This window comes from Gordonia sp. CPCC 205333 (assembly GCF_048537885.1).
GTDB lineage: Bacteria > Actinomycetota > Actinomycetes > Mycobacteriales > Mycobacteriaceae > Gordonia.
In genome coordinates this window covers 339,776-364,807 of sequence record NZ_JBCLVI010000004.1, presented here as the reverse complement: position 1 = coordinate 364,807, position 25,032 = coordinate 339,776, and the positions used below count along the sequence as shown (strand labels likewise).

Here is a 25,032-nt window from a genome sequence, read left to right as displayed (position 1 = left end):
CCGCGATCAGCCCAACACCACGCCGGGCACCTGCGACAGAACCGCCGAGAGAGCGTCGATCTGATTCGAGAGGGCCTTGCGCTGTTCGGCGGTCACCTTGTCGTAGGAAACGTAGCCGTCGCCCTCGCGGTACTTGTCGATACTGTTGGAGACCGCGGTGAACGCGGCGGTGATCTGGTTCATCAGGGTTTTGTTCTTTGCTTCGATGATCGGCTGTAGTTCACCGATCAGCTGTTGTGAGCCTTCGACATTGGCTGCGAAATCCCACAGGTCCGTATGCGAATAGCGGTCTTCCTCACCATTGACTTTAGTCGCCGCGACCTCGTCGATCAGGGCCTTGGGGCCTTGAACAAACGATTGTGTCTCGAAGACGAAATCCTTCTTGTCGACCTCGGTCTTCAGCGAGTTGACGTCGGTCAGCAGCTGATCGGCCACCTTGGCGATCGCGGCCGGAGTGTCGGCGGTCTTGGCGTTGGCAGCGTCTGCCGGTGCGATCTGGCCTTCCGCGTCGCCGATCTCGGCTGGCTGCGGTGGCCACAGGAAGCGTTCGATCCGGTGGAAGCCGCTGAACGGCTCCTTGCCGTCGGCGGTGTCATCCCAGCGCATGTCGATTTTGGGGTCGAGGTCCTGGAAGGATTCGGCGACCGGCTCGATGCGCTCGTATGACGTGCGCACCTGCCCGAACTGGTCCCGCGCGGCGTCGAGGTTGTTGCTCTTGACGTTGTTCACGAAGGTGGCGACCTGCGAACTGAGCGCGGCGGTCTGGCCGCGTACATAATCCAGGTAACGCGCCTTGGCGGCATTGACGTCAGCCGGGACTTCGGACTTTTCCTTCTTCTCGCCGGTCACCTTGATCTCTTGGCGAACACCGAGGCCGACCATGCCCGGTTTGCACGCGACCTGGTAGGTGCCCGGGTCGGTGATTTCGACCTTGAGATTTCCCGACAGGCCAGGCCCGATGTTCTCGACCTCGCCGAGTACGCGACTGTTGTTTCCGTAGACGTAGAACTCGGTGACTTTAGAGCCTGAGTTGGTGATTTTGAAGTTGACCTCGCCGGTCTGGGCGTCGGAGGTCGACAGGTCGCAGGCATCGTTCGTCGACGTCACTGCGATGGCATCGGTTGAGTCGGTTTTCGACGTACAGCCGGCCAGCGCGAGCGGAGCTCCGATGGCAATCGCTCCGACGGCGACCGTCGTCTTGAGTGTGTGTTTCACGGTGTTGGGGTTTCCTTTCCCTTGGCAGCATCGACGGTCGGCGTCGGCGCTGATAATGAATTCGGTTGTGCGGGAATCGATCCGCGCGGGGAAGCGCCGGCTTTCGGCGTGGACGGTTTGGTGCGCAGCAAGAACAACGTCAGTACGACGACCAGATAGGCCGCCCAGGCGACGAGCTGAAGCCAGGTCGGATTGGGACGAATATTGAAAATGCCGCCCAACAATGTGCCGTACCAGGACGAGAGGTCGTACCAGTTCGACCAGTCGAAGGCGGCATTGTTGATACCGGGGAGCCAGCCGTAGGTCTGCAGAGCGCGCACGCCGTAGCCGAGAATGCCAGCGGCGACGAAAATCAGGAAGATGCCGGTGTACCGGAAGAACTTCGCGAAGTTGATCCGCACAGCGCCGAAGTAGAGGGCGATAGTCAGCCCAACCGCGATGACCACGCCGATGAGCAACCCAAGTAACGGCCACAGTCCGCCGGAGACGCTCTCGGCGTAACCGACCATCAGCAGCGCGGTCTCGAAACCCTCTCGCCCGACGGCGAGGAAGGACAGTGCCAGGACCGCGGGTGTTCCGGCGACTAGTGCCTTGGACATGCCCTCTTTGAGGTCCGCCGAGATATGTGACGACGCCTTACCCATCCACAACACCATGAAGGTCACAATGACTACCGCGACCAGGGAAGCGAGTCCGGCGATGAGTTCAGCGGTCAGGCCGTCAATCGTCGAGGTGCCGAAGTGGATGATGGCGAACGTGGCGATCACCATTGCCAGTGCGAGTCCGACGCCGAGCCATACCCATTTGAGTGCATCGCGGCGACCCGACTTGACGAGGAACGCGATCAAGATCATCACGACGATTCCGGTTTCGAGTCCTTCGCGGACTCCGATCAGCGCACTTCCGAACATCTGCGCGAATACCGTCGGGCTAGTTGCCGCAGCCAGCGTTTCCATCAATCTTCCTTCGATCCAGCAGCGCCAGCGCGTCGCAGTCACTCTGCTTCGGCAAGGCTAACCAAGCGAGATTACAACGCGTCTGGTCAGATCGTTGAATGCTGAGCGGATTGTCCGTTTTGGCAGGAACCGAACGGCATTCGTGGAAGTTACACACGGTAGATTGTGAATCCGGTCTGATGTTTGTGAGGAAATACAAGTGGTGCAGTGCGGAAAATCGTCGTCGCGGCGTCGAGTGGGTCTGTCGGCGGCGTTCGCGCTGACCGCGGTCCTGGCGACCGGATGCCTGGACATTCCGTCGGTCAACCGGCCCGACATTCCGCAGGGCATTCCGCCGGGGCCGGGCAAAGCCGTTCCCTATATCGATATCAACGCACCTGGCCGAACAGCGTCGAAGCTGGGCGCGTGGGCGGACTCGCTCAGCGAGTCGGGGATCCCGCGGATCGCGCTGGAGTCCTATGGCAACGCCGCCGAGATCCAGCGTCAACAGCATCCTGAATGCGGAATCGCGTGGACCACGATCGCTGGGATCGCAGGCACGGAGAGCAAACATGGCAAGCATCGCGGCAGCAGCATCGCCGCCAATGGGGATACCTCGCCGAAGATTCGTGGCCCCGAACTCGACGGCACCAACGGCAATATGCGTATCGTCGACGCCGACGACCCGGGAACCGCCGACCAGCCCAATTATGTGCGCGCGATGGGACCGTTTCAATTTCTGCCCGAGACGTGGACGCGATACGGGGTGGACGCCAACGGCGACGGCAAGGCCGATCCAGACAATCTCGACGACGCGGCGTTGTCGGCGGCAAGGTATCTGTGCGTTTCGGCCGGCGGCGACATGACCGAGGCGCGGGGCTGGGAAAAGGCGGTTCTCACCTACAACAACTCGCGCAGCTATCTGCTCGAAGTGCGGGATCGGGCCAACGCCTACTCGATCGGCGTGAACTACTAGCCGACCAGTAGGCTCAGAGACGTAATTCTCACCGACTGATGTAGGCGGCGCGCCCTGGAGTCGCCGACCTAGACCAAATGATTGGGGCTGTGGCCGTGGCAATTATCGAACAGGTTGGCGCACGAGAGATTCTCGACTCCCGAGGTAACCCGACCGTCGAGGTCGAGGTCGTGCTCGACGACGGCACATTCAGTCGCGCGGCCGTGCCCTCCGGCGCATCGACCGGTGAGCATGAGGCCGTCGAGCTTCGCGACGGTGACGCCCGTTACCTCGGTAAGGGTGTGACCAAAGCTGTCGAGGCGGTCCTCGACGAGATCGCGCCGGCAATCATCAGTATCGACGCCGACGACCAGCGAGTTGTCGACCAGGTCCTCCTCGACCTCGACGGCACTCCGGCCAAGTCGCGCCTGGGCGCCAACGCGCTGCTCGGCGTCTCGCTCGCGGTGGCGAAGGGAGCTGCGGAATCCGCTGGCCTGCCGCTGTTCCGCTACATCGGCGGACCCAACGCACACATTCTGCCGGTGCCGATGATGAACATCATCAACGGTGGCGCCCATGCGGATTCGGGTGTCGACGTGCAGGAATTCATGATCGCCCCGATCGGCGCTTCGACCTTCAAGGAGTCGCTGCGCTGGGGTGCTGAGGTGTACCACTCGCTCAAGTCGGTGCTCAAGTCCAAGGGCCTGTCGACCGGACTCGGCGACGAAGGTGGCTTCGCCCCCAACGTGGCCGGCACCAGCGAGGCGCTGAAGATCATCGAAGAAGCCATCGGCAAAGCCGGTTTCACAATGGGGTCGGATATCGCCCTGGCTCTCGATGTCGCGGCGACCGAGTTCTACACCGAGGGCACTGGTTATGCATTCGAGGGCGAGACCCGCAGCGCGGCTGACATGATTCCGTTCTACGAGAAACTGGTCGCCGACTTCCCGCTGGTCTCCATCGAAGACCCGCTGTCGGAAGACGACTGGGAAGGCTGGGTCGCACTGACCGAGGCTATCGGCGACAAGGTACAACTCGTCGGTGACGACCTGTTCGTCACCAACCCCGAGCGTCTCGAACGCGGCATCAGCGAAGGCGCCGCAAATGCGTTGCTGGTCAAGGTCAATCAGATCGGCACGTTGACCGAGACTCTCGACGCCGTATCGCTCGCGCATAACAATGGCTACAAGTCGATGATGAGTCACCGTTCGGGCGAGACCGAGGACACCACCATCGCTGATTTGGCTGTCGCGTGTAGCAGCGGTCAGATCAAGTCCGGTGCTCCGGCTCGTAGCGAGCGCGTCGCCAAGTACAACCAGTTGCTGCGGATCGAAGAGGGGCTTGGCGATGCGGCACGCTATGCCGGCGACCTTGCCTTCCCACGCTTCGCCGTTGGTTCGTGATTAGCTAGAAGGTATGGCTGAACGACCGGGTGAGCGCGGCGACGGCTCCCGTCGGAGTCGTCGCGGCCGGGTCGATCGCATTCGATCGACCCGCCCCGGTGGTCTCCGTCGGACGTCTGGTGACACTGGACCCAACCCGATAACGGACGACGACGCCGTCGAACCGAACGACCAAGTGGCCCAGGACATTGATGCCGATGTCGATATGCCGTCCAATGCTGACGACATCGAGGTCGAGGAGGCCGCACCAGCGGCTCGGGTGCGCTCTGCTCGCGGCGCTCGCACCAACACTCCGCGTCCGGGGTTCACGCAAAATGCGTTGCATCGGATGCGCGGAGTCAATCCGAGGCACGCGGTGATCATGGCGGTTGTACTGGCCTTCGTGATCTTGACCCTCGCGATGCCGATGCGCACCTACTTCTCGCAGCAGTCGGAATTTGACCAGTTGCGCGAGTCAAATGCGCAGTTGCACAAAGAAGTCGCCGACTATCAGCAGAAAGTCAACGAGCAGGGTGACCCGGCGTACACCGAGGCGAAGGCACGAGCTCGTCTGCAGTACGCCCGCCCCGGTGAGACGGTCCTGGTGTTGACATTCCCGGGGCAGGCGCAGCGAAAGGCAGAAGAAGATCGCGCGGCCGCGAAGGCGCGCAATCCCTGGTATGGAAACCTGTGGGATTCGGTTGCCACTCCGGCAGCCGCGAAATAATTCTTGAAGTTCAACCAACGGGTAGTGGATTTGTGAGTGTTTCCGACGAAGATCTGAAAGCTGTTGCGGCGCAACTTGGTAGAGAGCCGCGCGGAGTCATCGAGGTCAGCTATCACACGCCGGATGGTCGCCCGGCGGTCGTCAAGACGACCCCTCGGTTGCCCGACGGTACTCCCTTCCCGACGCTGTATTACCTCACCGATCCGCGCCTCACCGCTGAGGCGAGCAGGCTCGAGTCGGCGGGGGTGATGCGTGACATGACGGATCGACTCGCGACCGATCCGGAACTGGCACAAGGGTATCGGCGTGCCCACGAGAGCTTCCTCGCCGAGCGTAACGCGATTGAGTCCCTCGGCACCGACTTCTCCGGTGGGGGAATGCCCGATCGGGTGAAATGTCTGCACGTGCTCATCGCTCATTCCCTGGCGAAAGGGCCGGGAGTCAATCCGCTCGGTGATGAAGCCGTCTCATTGGCTGCGGCGAATGGGTTGCGTGGCACCGCGATCCCCGCTGATTGGCCGCAGTTGCCGACCGCGCGAGCCAGCGAGTGACTCGCGTCGCGGCGGTCGACTGTGGCACGAACTCGATCCGGCTGCTCGTGGCGGACCCGGCGACCGACGGGCCGGGGCTGGTCGATATCCATCGTGAGATGCGGGTGGTGCGGCTGGGGCAGGGCGTCGATGCCACCGGGCTGTTCGCCGCCGAGGCGATCGAGCGCACCGCTGTGGCGTTGGCCGACTATGTCAAGACGATGAAAACCCTTGGGGTACAACGAGTACGGATGGTCGCGACATCGGCGACGCGAGATGCGGCCAACCGCGATGAATTCTTCGCGATGACCGCCGAACTGCTCGGACAGGTAGTGTCCGGTGCGGTCGCCGAAGTCATCACCGGCGATGAGGAAGCCCGCCTCTCCTTCCTTGGCGCCGTCGGCGAGTTGGATCCCGCCGACGGACCGTTCCTGGTCACCGACTTGGGCGGCGGCTCAACGGAACTAGTGCTCGGACATGGTGCCGGGCCGCATTCCGATGCTGTCGTCGATGCCGCGTATTCGGCGAATATCGGCTGTGTCCGACTGACTGAGCGCTGCTTACATTCTGATCCGCCGACTGACGGTGAGATCGTCGCTGGCCGCGAATTCATCACCGAACGGCTCGGACCCGCACTCGCCGCCGTGCCAATCGATCAGACTGTCACCTGGGTCGGCGTGGCCGGCACTATGACGACCCTGGCCGCACTGGGCCTGGGACTCGAAGAATACGACGCCGAGCGAATTCACTTGTCGCGCATAGGATTCAACCGTCTGGATCAGGTGTGCCGGTCACTGATCGGGATGACAAGGGCCGAGCGGGCCACGTTGGGTCCGATGCATCCCGGTCGCGTCGACGTCATCGGCGGCGGCTCATTGGTGACCGTGGAACTGGCCGCGCTGCTGGCCGAAGGCGCCGGCATCGACAGCCTGGTGGTATCCGAGCATGACATCCTGGACGGCATAGCGCTGGGCCTGCTGGCTTAACGCTCGATCCGCGCGTCTGTTCGGCAGGCGGTAACGGTCAGGCTGCGTTAGCCGACGTCGTATCGCGTGCCCAGATGTTGTTGCATGCCTCGCACACGGTGTCCGGGATGACACCCGCACGTTGCAGGAAGCCGAAGATCGTGCAGCCGAGGCAGAAGCCGAATACCGACTCCAAGGTGGCCGCGACGATGAGGAATGCGATCGCGATCTGCGCGGCGAGCCCGAAGCCGAGAAGGCTCAGCACCAATGCCACCGTGGACAGGGCGAGACCGATGGTCTGCGCGAATCGCTTCGGTGGGCCGGGAACCAGCTTTTCCTTTTTCCAGATCTTCGGCACGATGACGTGCACGGCTAGCCGACCGAAGGGGGAGTATTTCGGGCCGCCGGCCACGCGAAGTGCGAAGCCGATAGCGAGTAGGGCGTACAGCCACCACTGATTGACCGCGATGGTCACGACTGCCAGCACGACGACCAGACCGGCCGTCGAACGCGCCGCGTAATCGTTGACCGGGTTGGGAAAGGCGAATGCCTCACGTACTGACACTTGTTGACCTCCATGCGAGCACTTGTCCTCCGAGGCTAGAGCAAGGGGTACGTGGCGCCAATAATTGCGCTCAGCGCGGGTTCAAAGCCGACTATTTGGTCTCGTCGGTATCGACCTCGGCGTCGATAATGTCGAGATCTCGATCTGTCTCCCCTGATGGCAGTGCTTGCTGATCGTCTTCGGGATCCTCGATGTCGTCGGAATCGTCGATATCGTCGGCGGACAATCGTCGCTCACTGTCGGCCTTCGCCCGACGCGCGGCGTCCCGCATCTCGAATCCGTCGGTGACCAGGTCGCCGATCTCACGAGCAACTTCGGCTACCGCGCTGGTGATGATCGTCGCGATCCGTCCGACCCGGTGGGCGGTGGTCTCAACGACCTCCTGGGCGATGTCCTTATTGCGCTCGAGTTTGCGTTCCAATTCGTCGCCCATGACCAACCTTTCTCGACGATCTCGTATAGCAGCCGACCCTACCCGCCGCGGATGGCCGCGGCGGGTAGGGGACGGAGCGAGTAGCGCAGAGTTAACCCGCGATCTTCGCCGGCGCGCGCTCGATGTTGACGACGATGTTGTTGTCGTCGCGGGTCCACGAGTTCGGCAGCGACAGCTTGGCGATCTTCTTCCAGGTCGAACCGAGCTGGCTGCGTAGGTTGCCGGTGTTGTACGGCAATCCGTAACGTTCGCAGATCTCGCGTACCTCGGCAGACATCTCCGGGTAGCGGTTAGCGGGGACGTCGGGGAACAGGTGATGTTCGATCTGATGCGACAGGTTGCCGCTCATGATGTGGAACAGCTCGCTGCCTTCGATATTCGCCGATCCGAGCATCTGTCGCAGGTACCACTGGCCCTTGGTCTCATTCACGCACTCTTCGGCGGTGAAAGTCTGTGCACCGCTGGGGAAGTGGCCGCAGAAGATGATCGAGTAAGTCCACAGGTTGCGAACGAAGTTCGCGGTGACATTGCCCGCGAGGGTGGTGATGAACATTGGGCCGGACAGGACCGGGAACACAACGTAATCCTTCAAGACCTGCCTGCTGGCCTTACGCCACATGCCCTTCACCAGGCCCTTGACATCGGACCATTTACGCTCGCCTGCGACGATGCGCTCGACCTCAAGGTCGTGGAGCATGACGCCCCATTCGAAGAACGCCATCAGCGCGGTCGCGTAGAAGAGGTTGCCCAGGTAGTAGGGGTTCCACTTCTGGTCGCGGTCCATCCGCAAGATGCCGTAGCCGATGTCGCGGTCCTCGCCGAGCACATTCGTGAATGTGTGGTGCATGTAGTTGTGGCTGTGACGCCACTGGTCGGCCGGGCACACGGTGTCCCACTCGAACTCGCGTGAGTTGTAGGTGTCTTCACGCATCCAGTCGTACTGGCCGTGCATGACGTTGTGGCCGATCTCCATATTGTCGAGAATCTTCGAGACGCTCAACGCGCCGACGGCCGCGAGCCAAGCCGGCGGGAAGAATCCGAGGTACATCAGAGCACGCCCGGCGACTTCGAATCCGCGCTGCGCCTTGATGATTGAGTAGATGTATTCACGATCGGAGTCGCCGAGATCGGCGACGACGCGAGCCCGCAGGGCATCGAGATCACGCCCGAGCTGCTCAACCTGCTCATAGCTGAGGTCGACGTTGATGGTGTCGGATTTGGTGGAACTCTTCGCTTGTGCGGCGCGGTAAAAGTCGCTGATTTGGATAGCCATTGTTCTTACACCTCGATTTCTACGTCGCCGACCGGCTGGTTGATGCACAGTTGAATGTGCTGGTCGGCTTCGATGTCGGTTTCGCCGGTCAGCACGTTGCGGGTGCAGCCGGATTTCTTTATTGCGGTGCAGGAGAAGCAGATACCCATGCGGCATCCGCTCTCCGGGGATAGGCCGGCGGACTCGGCCTGCTCGAGAATGGTGCGACCGTCATTCGCGGCGCTGGTCACCGACCGGCTGAACGTCAATTCGCCGGTGATCGGCTCGTTGGGATCGACGGTCGGGGTGGACAGGGTAAAAGCCTCGAAATGGAGGCGATCAGCTATGTCGCGGTCCGCGCAATACGCCTTCACGTCGTCCATCAGCGGCGCGGGGCCGCAGAGGAAGATCTGCGCGTCGCCGTCCGCCTCAAGTCCGGCGATGTCGTCGAGATGTGCGGGCGAGAAGAACTCGCCGCCGGGAACGTCGGTGTACCGCACTCGGAGGTCGAGGTTGTCGTACGCGGTGGCGAAGGTTTCGAGTTCGACGCCGTATGGCACGTCGTCGGGGGTCCGCGCATAGTGCACGAATGTAATGGTTCCGGTGTACCCGTTCGCGATGAGTGTACGCATCATTGAGAGTACGGGTGTAATGCCGCTGCCGCCGCTGATGAAGACCGCGTTCGCGCCGAGGTCGTCGGGCAGCGTGAAGTCGCCGTCGGCGGCCGATAGACCCAGTACGTCACCGATCGCGGTGTGTTCGCGCAAGTGCTGCGACACGAAGCCGTCGGGGTGGGCGGTGACAGTCAGTTCGATCGGTCCGGCCCCGGCATCGGCGGCGTTGGCCGGCGAGAAGCAGCGGCTCTGACGCACACCATCGATTACGGTGCTGAGCTGGATAAACTGACCTGCCTGGTGGCCGCTCCACTGATGGGTTGGCTGCAGGGTGAGGGTAACTGTGCGATCGGTGCGACGCTCGATGCCGACTACTTTGGCACGCATGTCGCGCCACGTCATCATCGGATCAATCAACTCGAGGTACCGATCGACCGGATGCGGGGCGAGGGCTGCCTCGATGATTCCGGCCAGAAAGCCGGAACGCGGTGCGGAGGGAAGTCTCAGACTCATTGGCTGGTATCCGTTCCTGGGTGGGCTGCGAAGTTTGAGTGTACATCTGTACACAAACAAGTGTGACATATGATTGGCGGTGCCCGTCAAGCGAAAGTTCGTGTGACGGTCGGCACGCTCTAAGCTGGAGAACTGTGAGTCGATCGGAGAACGCGCGTACTACGCGCCGTGCGCGGCCGAGTGGCTCGAGCGGTGTGGCCGACTCGGAGAGTCGCGCGGAAAAGAAGGAACGCACGCGCCAGGCCCTATTGGATACGACGATGGCGCTGGTCGACGAGCGGAGTTTCGGCGGCCTCAGTCTGCGTGAAGTCGCTCGTGGTGCCGGAATAGTGCCGACAGCGTTCTATCGGCATTTCGCCTCGATGGAGGATCTGGGCGTCACCCTGGTCGAGGATTCGATGCGGGTACTGCGTCGAGCCTTGCGCGAGGGACGTCGTGATCTCGCCGCCCGTCAAGCGATGCCGACGGCCAAGAACTCGCTGGCCATCCTGCTGGAGCATGTCCGCAACAACGAATCCCAGTTCCGGTTCCTGATCCGCGAGCGGCACGGCGGTGTGGTTGAAGTGCGCCGGGCCATAGATATGGAATTGCGGCTGTTCGCAAAGGAACTCGCGATCGATCTGTCCCGTCTGCCCTCCCTTGCCGCGTGGTCTCCGGAGGATCTGGAACTGGCAGCCGAACTCATCGTCACCATCATGATGACCGCGGTGGCTGACCTGCTCGACGGCGACTATCGCGGTGCGGCGGCCGAACGCGAGATCGTGATCCGCACCGAGCGGCAGTTGGTAATGGTGTTTCTGGGAATGACGCAGTGGCGTAGCAGCTGATCTGCGGCGGTTGAGACCCCCTCCTCGTCCGCCGAACAGTGCAGGATGCCCGCGACTCGAACCGCGCCCGCATAGACTTCACCTCATGTCCGAAAGCCGTGTCGGCACTCAGTTCGGCCCATACCGTCTCGACGAACTCCTCGGTCGTGGCGGCATGGGGGAGGTCTATCGTGCCTACGACATCGACAAGGATCGCGAAGTAGGGCTCAAACTCCTCAATCCGTCCCTCGTTGACGATCAGATCTATCAGGAGCGGTTCCGCCGTGAATCGCGCGCGGTCGCGCGCCTCGGCGAGCCGCATATCATCCCCATCCATGATTTCGGTGACCTGGACGGCGTGCTCTACCTCGACATGCGGCTGGTCGCCGGGCCGGATCTACGTCGGGTCCTCACCGATACCGGCGCGTTGCCGCCGGATCGGGCGGTGGCAATCGTCGTGCAGATCGCACAGGCCCTTGATGCCGCACATGCCGATGGCTTGGTGCACCGCGACGTCAAGCCGGAGAACATCCTCGTCACCGACAACGACTTCGCCTACCTCGTGGATTTCGGTATCGCACAAGCTGATTCGTCGACACATCTGACGCAGGCCGGGTCGACGATCGGCTCGTTCGCCTATATGGCACCTGAGCAGTTCGACAACGAGGCAGCGTCCCCGGCCAGCGATATCTACGCCTTGGCTGCGGTTCTCTTCGAATGCCTCACTGGCCAAGTTCCGCACCCCGCCGCCACGGTGTCGAAAGCGATCAAGGCCGCCGTACTCGACCCGACGCCAACGCTGCGGTCTCTTAACGAGCAGTTGCCCGCGGCGTTGGAGCCTGTTATCGCCCGCGGTCTGGCGAAGAGTCCCGAACAGCGGTATGCCTCGGCAGCGGAATTCGCAGCGGCCGCCCGCGCCGCGATCGGCTTCGACACTGATGGCTTCGCGGCGTCGGAGAAGACAATTTCCCTGCGCAAACCCGACGATCCGCTGATTCCCGCAGCTGGGACTGTCACCGAGGTCGTCGAATCGGCAGCCCCAGGCGCCTACGACGAAACTCAGCATCGGGTGCCGGCGTATTCGCCGACTGTTATACGGCCGTCCGGTCCGGTGCCGCTGGGTCCGGGCGATCGGTCGGCACCAGCATCGGGATTCGTCTCCGGACCGCATCCGGGTTATGTGTCGCAACCCCAGCCCGCCTATTTCCCGCAGCCGGTCAGCATGCCGGGTACGTATGGGACCGCGCCGGCGTACCCCACGCCGTATCCGCCCCGGCGCTCAGTTGTGCCGATTCTCGCGGCAATCGCGCTGGTCTTATTGATCGTGTTGGGTGGCGCCATCTTCTTCGTACTGTCCTCCCGAAATGATGGTGCTTCCGTCTCGGACGATTCGACGGTGACGCAAACAGTGACGTCGATGCAGGACACGGCCTCGCAGACGCCGACCTTGCCTGCGCCGCTGTCGACGCAGTGTGACACGACGGTCGGTATTGGTACCGACGTGACCAGTTGCGCGTTCGCATTCGCGGTGCGCGATGAGTATTTGCGGACTGGTACGAAAGGACAGGCCAGACAAATCACCGCCTACAGTCCGACCACCGGCATGAGCTACCTGATGGATTGCACACCGGAGGGCGACGTTGTGGCGTGTCGCGGTGGAAATAACGCCGTCGTGGTCATCTACTGAGTGTTCACAACAAGTGAGGGGCGAGGTGCGGTGGCCAACAGGTGGTTGAACGGTGCGGTCACGCTGGCATGTGCAGTTGTGGCGGTGAGTGCGTGTGGCCAAGCCTCCGATGGCGGGCCCACAACGGTAACCGAAACGGTAGTGGCACCGCCGAGTTCGACGACATCGAGTGGGGTGTCGGTGCCTACTCGTCCGGTCGCGGGTGCCGCCGAGTTGCGTAGAGGATGGAAAGCGTTGTCGCGCAGTCTGTCTCAGCCGGTATCAGTCTCGATCGTCGGGGTTGGCACGTCGGCGTCGCAGCGAATTGATCTGGGTACGTTGCCCACCCAGGTCGCCTGGTCGACGATCAAGGTGCCCCTCGCGATCGCGGCGGAACGAGAGCACGGTTCGATGACTGCCACTGCCGCGGCGATCACGCAGTCCGACAATGCGTCTGCCGAGGAGCTGTGGTCGTCGCTCGGAGGCGGCGTGCAGGCGTCGAAATCGGTGATGACCGTATTGCGTCAAGCGGGATCAGGCGCGCAAGTGCCGAGCCAGCGGCTCCTCGCAGGTTTCACAGTTTTCGGTCAAACGCCGTGGCCGACGCCCGATGCCGCGACCTTCGCCGCAAGTCTTCCCTGCCTGCCCGATGCGAAACGCGTACTCGGGTATATGGGCGGTGTCGCGGGCAATCAGCGGTGGGGCGTTGAGATCATGGCCGCCCCGAAAGCGACGGCGGTCAAGGGCGGCTGGGGACCGAGTCCGACGTCGGGATATGTGGTCAGGCAAATCGGGGTACTCACGTTTGCCGACGGTTCCAAAACTGCCGTCGCCATGACTACGGTGGCCGCGGGCGGTTCGTTGGAAAGCGGTACGTCGGCGCTCAATCAGGTTGCGCGGTGGTTGAATACCAAGGTCGAGCGACTTCCGCGCGGCGTATGCGCGCGATAGTCATCGGCCCACCGCTACCGAAGCGCAAAGGCTGCGAGAATGCTGATGACTTCGTCATCAGCTAGGCGGATGCCCCCGAATTGGGCACTACTGGCCGTGTGCGTGGTGTTATCGGCGTTGTGCGCGTGCGCCTCGCCGTCGGGTCCCGAGAGGTCAACTTTGCCCAGGACCGCCGACGCGGTTGCCCAGGAGAGCCGAAAGTCGGTCGAATCGTCGCTGGTCGCCTCGCACGCCGTCAAGTGCACTTCCCCGATTGTGGCGCTGGATCCCGGTCACAACCCGGTGCGTATCGAATCCTTCGATCCGAAAACCGGTGCGGCGCAGATTGATTATCCCAATGGTGCCGAAGACGGTGATGCCTTCTCTGTTGCGAGTCAGGTGGCTGAGATCCTGCGCGCACGGGGCTACCGGGTTGTCCTGCTGAAACGTTCGCCGAACGAGAACGTCAGCTATCGCCAGCGGGTAGATCGCGCGGAGGCTGTCGGCGCGCAGATAGGGATCAGCATTCACACCAGCCCGGGGGTCAACGCGGTATTCGCGCAGCGGGTGGGGCTGTTCCGGGAAGGTTCTGGTGTCGACGGTGCCACCGTGCGCGTGACTTTCCGTGCCGAGCGGACGGCCGCGGCCAGTCAACGATATGCGACGAAGGTCGCGGCGGCCCGCAGCCGCTCGGAGTGGCATCCGGTCACAGTGCAGGACAACGATTTCAGCGGTCGTGCGCCACTGTGGTCGGGAAATATCCCGATCATTTCGCTGATTGCTCAGAGCACCCCGTGGGTATATAACGAATTCAGTTCCGGCACCACCGGAGGTTCGATAGCGGTGGAGCCGACCGCCTTACGCGCATATGCGAAGGGGATCGCTGCGGGTGTTCAGCAGGCGCTGCCCCGTCGGTGCTGATCTGGCATCGGCAATGGGTCCCGGCGATATATGGATATTGACCGAATTCCGCGCTATGAATGCACCGGATCGATAACGCCCCGCTCACGCGACCATTGCGGTTGGCGTCGGGACCTGGCCGACGCCGAGCCGTCAACATAGGCTCCTGTTACTTGTGTGACTAAAGGGGCAGTTGTGGCTAAGAACTTTCGGACGGCGGCGATCGTCGTACTCGTTGTGATCAGCATCGTCTTCGCTGGCGGGTCAGTGGCGTCGGCGAGGCCGCTCCTACCATCGTTGGAACAGATCTTTCCCGCGCTGAGGTTGCCCCCGACAGCGCAGCAGAAGCTAACGTCGAGCTTCTCCTCGCTTCGAAAGACGATGGCCAAGCGCAAGCCGACAGCCGGTCAGATCGGCGTGGCCCTGGTGCCCGTCGGGGGAGACAACGGACTGTCGTTCGGCCCGCTCAAGGCGGGCCGTGCGTGGTCGACCTTCAAAGTCCCGGTATCGCTCGCGTCGCAACGCCGCAACGGTGTCGCGGTCGCCGGTGCGGAGGCCAAAGCGATCATGTTGTCGGACAACGACGCGGCGTCGGATCTCTGGGGATCGCTGGGTGGCAGCAGGCAGGCGGTCGATGCGGTTACCGGGATTCTGCGTGAAGGCCATGATGCGGTGACCCGGGTCTCGTCCGAACTGGATCTGCCGAAGTCCTACCCCGGCTATACGCAGTGGGCGCTGATCGATCAGGCCAGGTTCGGAGCCCACCTGCCCTGTATGTCGGGTGCCGAACATATTGTCCGACTGATGAGTTCGGTTGCGCCCAACCAACAGTGGGGGGTCGCCAAGGTAGGGCGCTCGCAGGGGGCGACCACTGCCGTCAAGGGTGGCTGGGGGCCGGTGAGTGATACCCGGCAGGGCTATATCGTGCGTCAGATCGCATTGATCAACACCACTCGCGGGCAGGTTGCCGTATCGATGGCGGCGATTCCGCGTAGTGGGTCGTTCGACGACGGCAAACGGATGCTCACTCAGATTGGTGGCTGGCTGTCGAAGAATATGGCGTCCCTGCCATTCGGTCAGTGCCCGCCGGTGTAGCAGCCGGAAGTCGCACCAGCGCAACAGCTATCGCGGTGGTCAGCGGCACCGACAACGCGATAGCGATGCCTCCGACAAACGCCCTGACCAATTCGATGGCGACCTGATCGGTGGTCAGCAGCGAGCCGAATGGTTGTGACGCAACGGAAAAAAGCAACAGCAGCGGCAATGCACTACCGGCATAGGCGAATACCAGGGTGTATACGGTACTGGCGATGTGATCGCGCCCGATCCGCATCGCCGCGCGAAAGGTCGCGATACGTGAGTGTTCGCCGGCCCCAGCAAGTTCGAAGGCGGCCGACGCCTGGGTGATGGTGACGTCGTTGAGCACGCCGAGGGTGCCGATGATGAAACCGGCGAGAAGTAGCCCCGACACCGAGATGGTGCCCTGATACAGCTGGATACTCATCGTCTGATCGCCAGACAGGCCGGTGATACTCGTTGTCTTGATCGCCAGCCAGCTCAGCAACCCGGCCAGCCCGAGCGAGACCAGCGTGCCCAATAGTGCTGAACTCGTACGCATGCTGATGCCGTGCGCCAAATAGAGGACGACGAACAGGATCAGCGCCGAGGACACGACCGCGACAGCGACTGGAGAATTGCCGGCGAGAATGGCCGGCAGGGTGAACACGCCAAGGACGGCAAAAGCGAAGGCTAGTCCGATAACCGAGCGAAGCCCGCGCCACGCGGCCACCAGGACGATCGCTAGGACAAATAGTATGGCCCACACCAGGATTGACCGCCCGCGCGCGAAATCGTAGAAGTTGTACCGTGACGTTCCGTCGTAGCCGGGGCTCGCACTGAGCCGAATCGAATCGTCGATACGCAGGGTCGGTTGGCCGGGCTGAGGTTCGTCCGCCGTCGCCGGATTGGGCTTTGGGGTGTCCGGACCGGTTCCCGACTGTGCCTTATTGGTCGGGACTTGGATCAGCACCAGTTTCCCCGCGTCGTCCCCGGTGTCGAGGCGAACCGTTGAGTCGATACACGGACCATCGGCCGTCGAGGTGACGGGAATCGAGTCCGCGTCGATGGCGACACCGACGAGCTGGTTTTGGCAGGCGGCGCGGGTTTGTGTAATTACGGTCCCGTTGACGGTACGGATCGGTCCGCCGTCAGCCGAGCGGAACTGCATGGGGATCGGATGATCTGCCGACGACGGCCATAACACCGCCAGCCCGGCGGCGACCGCTACCGCGATAAGTCCGAGGATGACGATCACCGTCATACGGGCCGCGCCGGACAGCGGTGCGGGGCCCGATCCCAGCCCGTGGCTGTGCGGATGAGATGACCGATCCGCAGCAGATGCGGGGGCGCCAGCCGACTCCGCAGCGGACTGCTCGGCTGGGTCGGCTGGCGCGCGGTGCCGGCCAGAACCTGATTGAGTCACGCCTGTCAGCCTAGCCGCGCGCCGCAGGCGAACCAGGGACCTAGAGCGGTAGCAGGATGTTCCGCACCGATGGATCAGTCCGCAGGAAGTTTTGGACCGCCGGATCCTTGAATGCCGCAACGAGTTTGCGAATATTGTCGGTGTCCTGCCACTTCGTGCCGATTGTCAGTTGACCGGCGAACTCGTCGGGTGCCGGCGGCGCGAAGATCTGCTTGGCGATGTCGATGTTGGCGGCGAGGTAGTACTCGGTGTATCCGACGGCTGCGTCGAGGTCGGGTAGTGCCCGCGACTGCGCGGCGAAGTCGAGCAGCCGGAACTTCAGGTTGCGGGGATTGCTGGCGATATCGTCCTGGGTGGCTTTCCATCGATCGACGCCGGGTTTGAGTGTGATTAGACCGGCGCGCTCGAGAAGCCACAGCCCCTGAGCTTCGTTTGCCGGATCGGAGTAGAGCGAAACGGTTGCGCCAGTGGGGAGTTGGGCGACACTCTGGTACTTGTCCGACCAGATGCCGAAGCCCCAGCGGAACACGGGGGTCGCCGCGACCTCTTTGAAGTCTGGATTCGCGGCGAGGACCTGCGATAGCCACAGTTTGTGCTGATACACGGTGCCGGCGACTTCGCCATCGCTAACCGCGCGGTTGAGCGTCGTCGAATCGGCAAGGCCCTTGAACGCGATCTTGATTCCGTGTCGAGGTGCTACATCTTTGGCGATGAAATTGACCAGAGCCTGCTCGGCCGCGTTACCCTCGGCGGTCACAATGGTGAGCGTCGATCCGGCAATCTCGTTGGGGGACTGGCTATCTGAACCAGATATTCGCCATCCGATCAGTGCGGCTACGACGATGGCGACGACGGCGATCCCGGCGATGATGGGCCATCGGCGCCTGGACTTCAGTTCGATGCCGCTTGCCGGTGCCGAATCACCGGTATCCCGGTCGGAATCAGTTGTGGTGGACATGACGGTGCTCCTTGATGTTGAAATGACAGAGGTGGCGGGCGGGTGATTGGCTCAGCGTCGCGCGAAAGCCGGACGCTGCGGGGTGAGTCGGCGGACCAGCGCATCGCCCGCGACCTGAATCGCCGCGACGGTAATCACGAGCGCGATGATCGTCGCGATCATCACTCCGTGATCGAAGCGCTGATAGCCGTAGGTGACGGCGATGTAGCCGAGTCCGCCGGCACCGATGGTGCCTGCGATCGTCGAGTACTCGATCATCGCGATGGTGTTAATGGTGAGTCCGCCGATGATATTCGGCAACGCCTCGGGAATCTGGGCTGCGGTGATGACTTGATAGGGCGAACCGCCCGATGCCTTCGCGACATCGATCACCTCGGTCGGTACTGACCGCAACGAGTTCTCGACGATTCGCGTAAAGAACGCGATGCCGGCGATGGACATTGGGACTACCGCCGCGGCGATGCCGATATTGGTGCCGGTCAACAGCCTGGTGAACGGGATTATGGCGGTCATCAGCACCAAGAATGGCAGCGAACGTCCGATACTGATCACCCAAGACAGCGGAGTGTGCAAGGTGCGGTTCTCGAAGAGTCCGCCGGGAGCCAAGTTGTGAACAAGAGCGCCGAGCGGAAGTCCGACAACCAGTACCAACGCCATCACGATGCCGACCATGATCACCGTGTCGAAGAAGGCTGGTATCAGGAGGTCGGGTATCTCGTTGACGGGCACCGACACCGCGAGAATCTCCGGTGCGGCGACGGGTGTCGGGATGCTCATGCGGATACCTTTGTCAGTGTGGTCGATGGTTCCGACTGTGGTTCTAACCCAAGGGATTTCGCCGATCTCGCGAAGTCGGCCGCGCGGTCGGCCGCGACGCCGACGGTAATATCCCCGACGGCAACTCCGTTCACGGATTTCACATTGGCACCGAGAATCGCGATCGGAGTTGACAATTCGGCCGACAGACGGCTGATCCAGTCAGCAGGCACGACCGGCGACGCGTAGGTCACCGAGACTGCAACGGTGTTCTGTGCGGCTACGGTGGCCCGCCCGGGCGAACGGAGTTGCGCACCAAGGGCAGACTGCGCGTCCAGGGCAATATCGACGAGGTCACCTTGCTCGATCAGCGTGCCATGGTCGAGCCGCCCGACGCGATCGGCGATCTTCACAATCGTTTCCATTTCGTGGGTAATGAAGACCACCGCGAGGTCGAGTTCGGTTCGCAGTTCGGCGAGGAGCGAGAGGTAACTATCGGTCGCCGCGTGATCGAGCCCGGAGGTTGCCTCGTCGCTCAACAGAACAGACGGTTTCAGCGCCAATGCCCGTGCGATGCCGACCCGTTGACGTTGTCCGCCGGACAATTGATGCGGATAGAGGTCGGCCTTGTCGCCCAATCCGACGCGCTCGAGTAGTTCGGCGACGCGAGCTTTGGTCGCGGCCTTGGTGGCGCCCAGATACTCAAGCGGCAGAGCCACATTCGCTGCCGCGGTGCGCCGGGACAGCAAACTCGAGGACTGAAAGACGGTGCCGATACGCCGCCGGGCCTGCCGGAGACCGTCCGAAGTCAGTTGAGTCAGGCTGTCGCCGTTGACGATTACCTCACCGGAGGTCGGCTGCTCAAGTAGATTGATACAGCGGGCCAGAGTGGATTTTCCAGCGCCGGATGGCCCGACGACTGCGAAAATCTCGCCCGACTCGACACTGAATGAGACGTCGTCGAGAACAGTTGACGCCGTGTCCTTTTCGCCGAATGTCTTGGTCAGATTCCGAATGGTGATGGTCATCGGTGCGAGCCACTGTCGGCAAAGGTATGGCGGATGGAGTCATCGATGGTCGATCCCGAACCGCCGACCCGGAAACTGGCGCCACGGTGGGTGGCCGGCAGAAGGTCGCCCTGGCCAAATAGCTTGTGCCGCAACGTACCCGGTGTGTAGCCGGTCGGGTAGGCATCGCGCTTTTGCAAGGCAGGCACGACGTGACGCACAATATCCTCGAATGAGCCGGGCGTGACCGCGTAGGCGATGTTGAACCCATCAACGTCGGTGTCGGCGACCCAGTCTTGCAACGTCGTCGCGATATCCTCACCAGAGCCGATGAATACCGGCCCCATTCCGCCGATACCGCCCCACTCGGCGATATCTGCTACCCGCCAGGGTTTCCCGGACTCGTCGGCCTGCGCGAACGCCGCGACCGCCGACTGGATGGCATTCGATTCGACGGAGCCGATCGGATCGTCGAGGTCGTAGGCCGCCAGGTCGATACCCATCCAGCCGGACATGAATACGAGCGCGCCCTGTTCACTGGCGTAGCGCCGGTATTCCTGGGCCTTGGCCAGTGCGGCTTCGGTTGTTTCATCGGTGATGATGGTGATCAGTGTGTAGATCTTGGCGTCATATGGATCTCGCCCCACTGCGGCAAGCTCTTCTCTCGTTCGCGAAACAACTTCGCGCAGAATAGTTTTGGTGGGAGCGGCGACGAAGATCGCTTCAGCGTTCTCGGCAGCGAAACGTCGGCCTCGCGGTGAGGCGCCTGCCTGGTAGATCACCGGCGAGCCTTGCGGCGACGGCTCGGACAGGTGGATGCCGGGCACCCGGAAATGTTCTCCGCTATGCCCGATGTGATGAACTTTGGCCGGATCGGCGAAGACTCCCGCAGCGCGGTCGCGGCGTACGGCGTCGCGTTCCCACGAACCCTCCCACAGCTTGTAGAGCACGGTGAGGTACTCGTCGGCGTGGTCGTAGCGGCTGTCGTGAGCCAAATGCGAATCGTCGCCCATATTGCGCGCGGCTGCTGGCAAGTATCCGGTGACCACATTCCAGCCGATGCGTCCTCTGGTCAGATGGTCCAGGGTGGACAGGCGTCGGGCGAACGGATAGGGATGTTCAAAGCCGGTTCCGGTGGTGATGCCGAAGCCGAGATGTTCGGTGGCATATGCCATTGCCGAGACAAGCAAGAGGGGATCATTGACCGGTATCTGAGCGCCTTCGCGAATAGCGGCCTCGTCATTTCCGGCGTATACGTCGTAGGTACCGAGAACGTCGGCGATGAACAAGCCGTCGAAATGTCCGGATTCGAGCAATTTAGCCAAATCCACCCAGTAGTCAAGAGTGTTGTAATCCCAGGATCGGTCCGCGGGATGGCGCCACAAACCAGGAGACTGATGGGCGACACAGTTCATGTCGAACGCGTTGAATCGGATATGTCGAGACATTCGACCATCGTCGGGGCGCCGGGCCGGGCAGACCACCTTTGTGCCCATGCTGGGCGGAATCTGTTGTCCCTGACAGGCATCCGCGACGCCGTCAGCATCCAGAGATGAGAATCGCACGCTGCGAAAGCAGACTTTGATGTGGCGGCGCGCAAGTATAAAGTGATGTGACATGGGCAACATTTCGTGGCCGCGAGCTGTCAAATGCGAATGGGCGCATTTTTCTTGACTTAGGCTAAAGATGGTTGTTTGAATGAGTTGCAATGTAAGAAGTCGGACATTAGTTCACCCCGATTGAATTATTGACCGATATCTTCTCGAGACCTTTTACCTGGGTGTTTGTTGAATGTGTCGCTGATCCACGGGTTACGTCCATATTGCGTTTCCCTTTCGTTTGGAAATCCTCCAGTATCGTTCGCCGCGATGTCGTCGCAGACGGCAACGAGACAAACAGCCCTGGAGGGAATTCATGAGCACGAACAAATCGTCCGTTCGACGCGGCGCGTTCGCGGGCGTTCTGGCGGGCGCGGCCGCCGTCGGCATCGCCGTAACCGGCGTTGCCCCGGCGCATGCCGACGCATTCGTCCGCTTGCCGAGCGGATCGCAGGCTGGAGACGGACTGCAATTGATACGCAACGGAGAGTCGGCCCGAATCTCACCATCGCTGTCGGGCAACGGCCTCGGCCGCACCGCGTGGGTCACCGGCAACGTCGTTCTCAAGGCGCCCAATTTGAAGTCGACCGAAACGCAGCCGAATAACGGTCCGCTTGGTGAATCAGCGTCGCCGGGCACCAACGGAACCTTCAATGACGGCTCTGCCGCGACACTGTCGGTCGGTTACATCGTTGGTTGCCAGGTGCAGATCGGCAACTTGAGCGCCGGCATCAGCGGAAGCATCAACCAGACCGGTACGCCGAGTGGCACCGGCAGCATCAGCCTCCCCATCTCGCCCGGTCAGGTTGTGTTCGCCCAACTCGACTACAAGAACATCAAGAAGAAGGGCACCTACTACTTCAGCTGGAAGAACACCCAGCTGCAGATTCAGAACTGCGCGGGCTACGCCCAGGCCCGATCCTTCGTGACCGTCGAGACCTCGGGTGAGAACCACCAGAAGGTCAACCTCTACGGCAAGCCCTTCTCCATCGGCTGACCGCCCCCAGACAAGAATTTGAGACAAGGAATCTCCATGAAGAAGATCAGTTCTGTTGCTCTGGCCGTGGCCGGGCTGTCTGCCGCGGCGGTGGCGATTAGCACGCCTGCTGTTGCCAGCGCCGACGTCAAAGTCGTGCTGCCTGCGCAGACCGGGACCCAGACGCTCGGTGACGGCACCAAGGTGACTTTGTCGCGCAGTAATGAGCGCGCCAACATCAACCCGTCGCTGGGTGGTACTCCGTTGCACCGCAACGCCTGGGTATCGGCCGTGTACAACGTCAAGACCTCCAAGAAGGTCAACTCCATCAAGGTGCAGGCGGGATATATCGTCGGGTGCCAGGTCAACCTCAACAGCCTGACCAATAGCGGCAACGGCTCGGGTTCGGTGCCGTCGAGTGGCACCCCCACCGCATCGGTCGGCGCCGGTGAGTCCATCACCGTCGGACCGGGTCAGGCCGTGAACTACTGGGTCTTCGACCGGGAAACCGCTGATGACTTCGGCAACGACAGCCACAGCACGAAGATCAACTACAAGAAGACCGATCATGGCCGGTTGAGCTACACCAACCAGACCATTATGGTCAATGGCTGCGGCGGTTACGCACAGGCGCGTTCGATTGCCAACGTGTCGGTCGACACCGATAACGCCCGCCAGATCCTGACCTTCTACGGTCGTCCCTTCAGTCTCGGCTGACCCCTCTCCCCAGCCGATCGCGCGCGGTGTGTCTCCAAGTCTGGAGGCACACCGCGTTCGTGTTGTGCGACCATGGGTAGGTGACTGAGCGCGAGGATTCCGCCGGCGGCGATTCGATGCTTACCGTCGTCATCGCGTTCACCGTGAATATCCTTGTGGCCCTGGCTAAGACAGTTGCGGCGACGGTCACCGGCTCGGCGTCGATGGTGGCCGAAGCGGCGCACTCGTGGGCGGACGCCGGCAACGAGATATTCCTGCTGATCGCTGAGCGCCGAGGGGCACGAGGGCGCGACGGGCGCCATCCGTTCGGTTATGGCCGCGAAACCTACATCTGGTCGATGTTCGCCGCGTTTGGACTGTTCACCGTCGGCGCGGTGGTCTCGGTAATGCATGGAATCTCCGCGCTGAGCGAACCCGAAGCCGAGTCGGAATATCTCGTCGGGTACATCGTGCTCAGCATTGCCTTTGTGCTGGAAGGTATTTCGTTTCTCCAATCGGCCCGTCAGGCGAGAAGAGACGCGGCACGGTGGTCGCTACACCCGGTGCGCTATGTCCTGCGCACGTCGAAGGCGACCCTGCGTGCCGTCTTCGCCGAAGACGCCGCGGCTCTGATCGGTTTGCTGATCGCCGCGTTGGGGATGGCGCTGCACCAAATCACCGGCTCCGCGGTATGGGACGCGCTGGGGTCCATCGGGGTCGGGTTGCTGCTGGGTGTCATCGCCATCGTGTTGATCAAACGCAACGGCGAGTTTCTGCTGGGGCAGGCGGCGCAGCCGCAGGCCCGCTCGTTGATGCTCGAACATCTATTGGCGCACAACGAAGTTCAGCGAGTCACCTATCTACATGCCGAGTTCGTCGGACCTGCCCAGTACTACTTGGTCGCCGCGGTGGACCTCGTTGGCGATGCGCCCGAACACGACGTCGCGCGCCGCCTGCGAAATCTGGAGGCACAGGTGGAGAATCACGACGCCATCGTCGAAGCGGTGCTCACACTGTCGACCGAGGACGAAGACAGCCTGACTTTGTGATCGACGTGCGCCCTCGGTGACGAAAGTTGGGTAGGGTCGGTGGACGTGGACCTGAGAATCTTCACCGAACCGCAGCAGGGTGCGACCTACGACGATCTGCTCCGCGTGGCGAAAGCCACCGAAGAGCTTGGCTTCGACGGGTTCTTCCGATCAGATCACTACCTGGCGATGAACGTCGACGGCGCACCCGGTCCGACTGATGCGTGGCTGACGCTCGCCGCGTTGGGCCGGGAGACGTCCCGGATTCGGCTCGGCACGCTGGTCACGTCGGCGACGTTCAGATTTCCCGGCGCGTTGGCCATCGCGGTGGCGCAGGCCGACCAGATGAGCGGTGGGAGAATTGAATTGGGTATCGGTGCCGGTTGGTTCGACGCCGAGCACAAAGCCTACGGCATTCCGTTCCCGGCTTTGGGGGAGCGCTTCGACCGACTCGAGGAAAGTCTCGCTGTGATTACCGGCCTGTGGAGCACACCCGTCGGTGAGACATTCGATTACGCGGGCGCCCACTATCAATTGGCCGACTCACCGGCTCTGCCGAAGCCGGTGCAGAGCCCGCGGCCGCCGATCATCATTGGTGGCATGGGACGCAAACGGACTCCGGCACTGGCCGCGGCGTACGCCGACGAGTTCAATGTCGCGTTCGTCTCGATCGAGGATGCGGCGACGCAGATCGACCGGGTTCGCCAGGCGTGTGCCGCAGCCGAACGTGACCCGGACGAGCTCGTGCTGTCGGCCGCCCTGGTGTTATGCGCCGGACGCACCGATGCTGAATTGGCCTCTCGCGCTGCGAGTATCGGCCGCGACGTCGAGGAGTTGCGTGCTAACGGCGCTGCCGGATCGCCGGCCGAAGTGGTCGCGAAGATCGAGCAATACCGCGCCCTGGGGATCAGTCGAATCTATTTGCAGACGCTGGATCTCGGTGACCTGGACCATCTGGAGTTGGTGGCCGCGGAGGTCGCGCCGCAGGTGTGAAGTCCTCCAAAATCTGCTGTGGTACAGCATGATCGGCAAGTGTGGGTGGTCTCGGTACACCCGTCTCGGCTAGCGCCTCGCCGGGCACTCGACCAGCCGGTGGGCCGAGACCCCACCGCTGGTCGAGTGCCGAGGAGCGCTAGCGACGAG

At 62.3% G+C, this 25,032-nt stretch carries 26 protein-coding genes; 14 read left to right on the top strand and 12 right to left on the bottom strand.

From position 1 onward, the window contains the following. Positions 1 to 6 precede the first annotated feature (6 nt). Together efeO and efeU are read right to left on the bottom strand one after the other, a co-directional pair. Positions 7 to 1,215: an iron uptake system protein EfeO gene (efeO, locus tag AAFP29_RS16230; protein WP_419218424.1), complete on the bottom strand. Its 1,209-nt coding sequence runs from the start codon at positions 1,213 to 1,215 to the stop codon at positions 7 to 9. Continuing rightward, positions 1,212 to 2,171, bottom strand: coding sequence for an iron uptake transporter permease EfeU (efeU, locus tag AAFP29_RS16225; RefSeq protein WP_419218423.1), 960 nt, complete (start codon positions 2,169 to 2,171; stop codon positions 1,212 to 1,214). Before efeU ends, efeO begins: the two co-directional genes overlap by 4 nt. A 193-nt stretch (positions 2,172 to 2,364) precedes the next feature. On the opposite strand from efeU, the gene AAFP29_RS16220 reads away from it, so the two are divergent. The 5 genes from AAFP29_RS16220 (at position 2,365) to AAFP29_RS16200 (ending at position 6,730) form a co-directional block, all read left to right on the top strand. Further along, positions 2,365 to 3,126 carry a lytic transglycosylase domain-containing protein gene (locus AAFP29_RS16220; protein WP_419218758.1) on the top strand — a complete coding sequence of 254 codons (762 nt, stop codon included), beginning with the start codon at positions 2,365 to 2,367 and terminating at the stop codon, positions 3,124 to 3,126. A gap of 95 nt (positions 3,127 to 3,221) precedes the next feature. Next, the gene (gene eno / locus AAFP29_RS16215) at positions 3,222 to 4,508 is read left to right on the top strand and encodes a phosphopyruvate hydratase (RefSeq protein ID WP_419218757.1); all 1,287 of its coding nucleotides are present in this window, start codon (positions 3,222 to 3,224) and stop codon (positions 4,506 to 4,508) included. Between the two features lie 13 nt (positions 4,509 to 4,521). After that, entirely contained in the window at positions 4,522 to 5,214 is a 693-nt protein-coding gene (locus AAFP29_RS16210) for an FtsB family cell division protein (RefSeq protein WP_419218422.1), read from the top strand. Between the two features lie 32 nt (positions 5,215 to 5,246). After that, positions 5,247 to 5,765, top strand: a complete 519-nt coding sequence (locus AAFP29_RS16205; protein WP_419218421.1) for a DUF501 domain-containing protein — start codon at positions 5,247 to 5,249, stop codon at positions 5,763 to 5,765. Further along, on the top strand, positions 5,762 to 6,730 hold the full coding sequence (locus AAFP29_RS16200; RefSeq protein WP_419218420.1) for an exopolyphosphatase: 969 nt from the start codon (positions 5,762 to 5,764) through the stop codon (positions 6,728 to 6,730). The genes AAFP29_RS16205 and AAFP29_RS16200 overlap by 4 nt, the downstream gene beginning before the upstream one ends. 37 nt (positions 6,731 to 6,767) lie before the next feature. Here the strand turns inward: AAFP29_RS16200 and AAFP29_RS16195 are convergent, their stop codons facing one another. The 4 genes from AAFP29_RS16195 to AAFP29_RS16180 all read right to left on the bottom strand — a co-directional run bounded on the left by AAFP29_RS16195 (position 6,768) and on the right by AAFP29_RS16180 (position 10,086). Beyond that, positions 6,768 to 7,274 (bottom strand): DUF4395 domain-containing protein, encoded by a 507-nt coding sequence (locus tag AAFP29_RS16195; protein ID WP_419218419.1) that lies wholly within the window; start codon positions 7,272 to 7,274, stop codon positions 6,768 to 6,770. A gap of 91 nt (positions 7,275 to 7,365) precedes the next feature. Then, on the bottom strand, positions 7,366 to 7,707 hold the full coding sequence (locus AAFP29_RS16190; protein ID WP_419218418.1) for a hypothetical protein: 342 nt from the start codon (positions 7,705 to 7,707) through the stop codon (positions 7,366 to 7,368). A gap of 91 nt (positions 7,708 to 7,798) precedes the next feature. Further along, entirely contained in the window at positions 7,799 to 8,980 is a 1,182-nt protein-coding gene (locus AAFP29_RS16185) for a fatty acid desaturase family protein (protein WP_419218417.1), read from the bottom strand. Between the two features lie 5 nt (positions 8,981 to 8,985). Then, on the bottom strand, positions 8,986 to 10,086 hold the full coding sequence (locus AAFP29_RS16180; protein WP_419218416.1) for a ferredoxin reductase: 1,101 nt from the start codon (positions 10,084 to 10,086) through the stop codon (positions 8,986 to 8,988). 194 nt (positions 10,087 to 10,280) lie between these two features. Between AAFP29_RS16180 and AAFP29_RS16175 the strand changes: the two genes are divergently transcribed. The 3 genes from AAFP29_RS16175 (at position 10,281) to AAFP29_RS16165 (ending at position 13,509) form a co-directional block, all read left to right on the top strand. Beyond that, a complete protein-coding gene (locus tag AAFP29_RS16175; protein ID WP_419218756.1) occupies positions 10,281 to 10,913 on the top strand; it encodes a TetR family transcriptional regulator in 633 nt (210 codons plus the stop codon). A gap of 85 nt (positions 10,914 to 10,998) precedes the next feature. Further along, positions 10,999 to 12,579 carry a protein kinase domain-containing protein gene (locus tag AAFP29_RS16170; protein ID WP_419218414.1) on the top strand — a complete coding sequence of 527 codons (1,581 nt, stop codon included), beginning with the start codon at positions 10,999 to 11,001 and terminating at the stop codon, positions 12,577 to 12,579. A gap of 30 nt (positions 12,580 to 12,609) precedes the next feature. Then, positions 12,610 to 13,509, top strand: a complete 900-nt coding sequence (locus tag AAFP29_RS16165) for a hypothetical protein (RefSeq protein ID WP_419218413.1) — start codon at positions 12,610 to 12,612, stop codon at positions 13,507 to 13,509. A gap of 14 nt (positions 13,510 to 13,523) precedes the next feature. Here AAFP29_RS16165 and AAFP29_RS16160 read toward each other — a convergent pair whose 3' ends face one another. Then, complete coding sequence (locus AAFP29_RS16160) at positions 13,524 to 13,754, bottom strand: hypothetical protein (protein WP_419218412.1); 231 nt, start codon at positions 13,752 to 13,754, stop codon at positions 13,524 to 13,526. A gap of 10 nt (positions 13,755 to 13,764) precedes the next feature. Between AAFP29_RS16160 and AAFP29_RS16155 the strand changes: the two genes are divergently transcribed. Further along, positions 13,765 to 14,409 carry an N-acetylmuramoyl-L-alanine amidase gene (locus tag AAFP29_RS16155; protein ID WP_419218411.1) on the top strand — a complete coding sequence of 215 codons (645 nt, stop codon included), beginning with the start codon at positions 13,765 to 13,767 and terminating at the stop codon, positions 14,407 to 14,409. 174 nt (positions 14,410 to 14,583) lie between these two features. Then, on the top strand, positions 14,584 to 15,483 hold the full coding sequence (locus tag AAFP29_RS16150) for a hypothetical protein (protein WP_419218410.1): 900 nt from the start codon (positions 14,584 to 14,586) through the stop codon (positions 15,481 to 15,483). Here AAFP29_RS16150 and AAFP29_RS16145 read toward each other — a convergent pair. From AAFP29_RS16145 to AAFP29_RS16125, 5 genes are all read right to left on the bottom strand, one after another. Next, a complete protein-coding gene (locus tag AAFP29_RS16145; protein WP_419218755.1) occupies positions 15,413 to 16,747 on the bottom strand; it encodes a YibE/F family protein in 1,335 nt (444 codons plus the stop codon). The genes AAFP29_RS16150 and AAFP29_RS16145 overlap by 71 nt on opposite strands. A gap of 163 nt (positions 16,748 to 16,910) precedes the next feature. After that, positions 16,911 to 17,828, bottom strand: coding sequence for a MetQ/NlpA family ABC transporter substrate-binding protein (locus AAFP29_RS16140; protein WP_419218409.1), 918 nt, complete (start codon positions 17,826 to 17,828; stop codon positions 16,911 to 16,913). Positions 17,829 to 17,879: 51 nt separating this feature from the next. Then, positions 17,880 to 18,605 carry a methionine ABC transporter permease gene (locus AAFP29_RS16135; RefSeq protein ID WP_419218408.1) on the bottom strand — a complete coding sequence of 242 codons (726 nt, stop codon included), beginning with the start codon at positions 18,603 to 18,605 and terminating at the stop codon, positions 17,880 to 17,882. Beyond that, positions 18,602 to 19,612 carry a methionine ABC transporter ATP-binding protein gene (locus tag AAFP29_RS16130; protein ID WP_419218407.1) on the bottom strand — a complete coding sequence of 337 codons (1,011 nt, stop codon included), beginning with the start codon at positions 19,610 to 19,612 and terminating at the stop codon, positions 18,602 to 18,604. Before AAFP29_RS16130 ends, AAFP29_RS16135 begins: the two co-directional genes overlap by 4 nt. Beyond that, the gene (locus AAFP29_RS16125) at positions 19,609 to 21,039 is read right to left on the bottom strand and encodes an LLM class flavin-dependent oxidoreductase (protein WP_419218754.1); all 1,431 of its coding nucleotides are present in this window, start codon (positions 21,037 to 21,039) and stop codon (positions 19,609 to 19,611) included. The genes AAFP29_RS16130 and AAFP29_RS16125 overlap by 4 nt, the downstream gene beginning before the upstream one ends. 466 nt (positions 21,040 to 21,505) lie before the next feature. Here AAFP29_RS16125 and AAFP29_RS16120 point away from each other — a divergent pair, with 466 nt between their 5' ends. From AAFP29_RS16120 to AAFP29_RS16105, 4 genes are all read left to right on the top strand, one after another. Further along, positions 21,506 to 22,186 (top strand): MspA family porin, encoded by a 681-nt coding sequence (locus AAFP29_RS16120; protein ID WP_419218406.1) that lies wholly within the window; start codon positions 21,506 to 21,508, stop codon positions 22,184 to 22,186. A gap of 36 nt (positions 22,187 to 22,222) precedes the next feature. Next, the gene (locus AAFP29_RS16115) at positions 22,223 to 22,882 is read left to right on the top strand and encodes an MspA family porin (RefSeq protein ID WP_419218405.1); all 660 of its coding nucleotides are present in this window, start codon (positions 22,223 to 22,225) and stop codon (positions 22,880 to 22,882) included. A gap of 116 nt (positions 22,883 to 22,998) precedes the next feature. Then, the gene (locus tag AAFP29_RS16110; RefSeq protein WP_419218753.1) at positions 22,999 to 23,910 is read left to right on the top strand and encodes a cation diffusion facilitator family transporter; all 912 of its coding nucleotides are present in this window, start codon (positions 22,999 to 23,001) and stop codon (positions 23,908 to 23,910) included. Between the two features lie 45 nt (positions 23,911 to 23,955). After that, entirely contained in the window at positions 23,956 to 24,882 is a 927-nt protein-coding gene (locus AAFP29_RS16105) for an LLM class F420-dependent oxidoreductase (protein ID WP_419218404.1), read from the top strand. Positions 24,883 to 25,032: the final 150 nt, after the last annotated feature.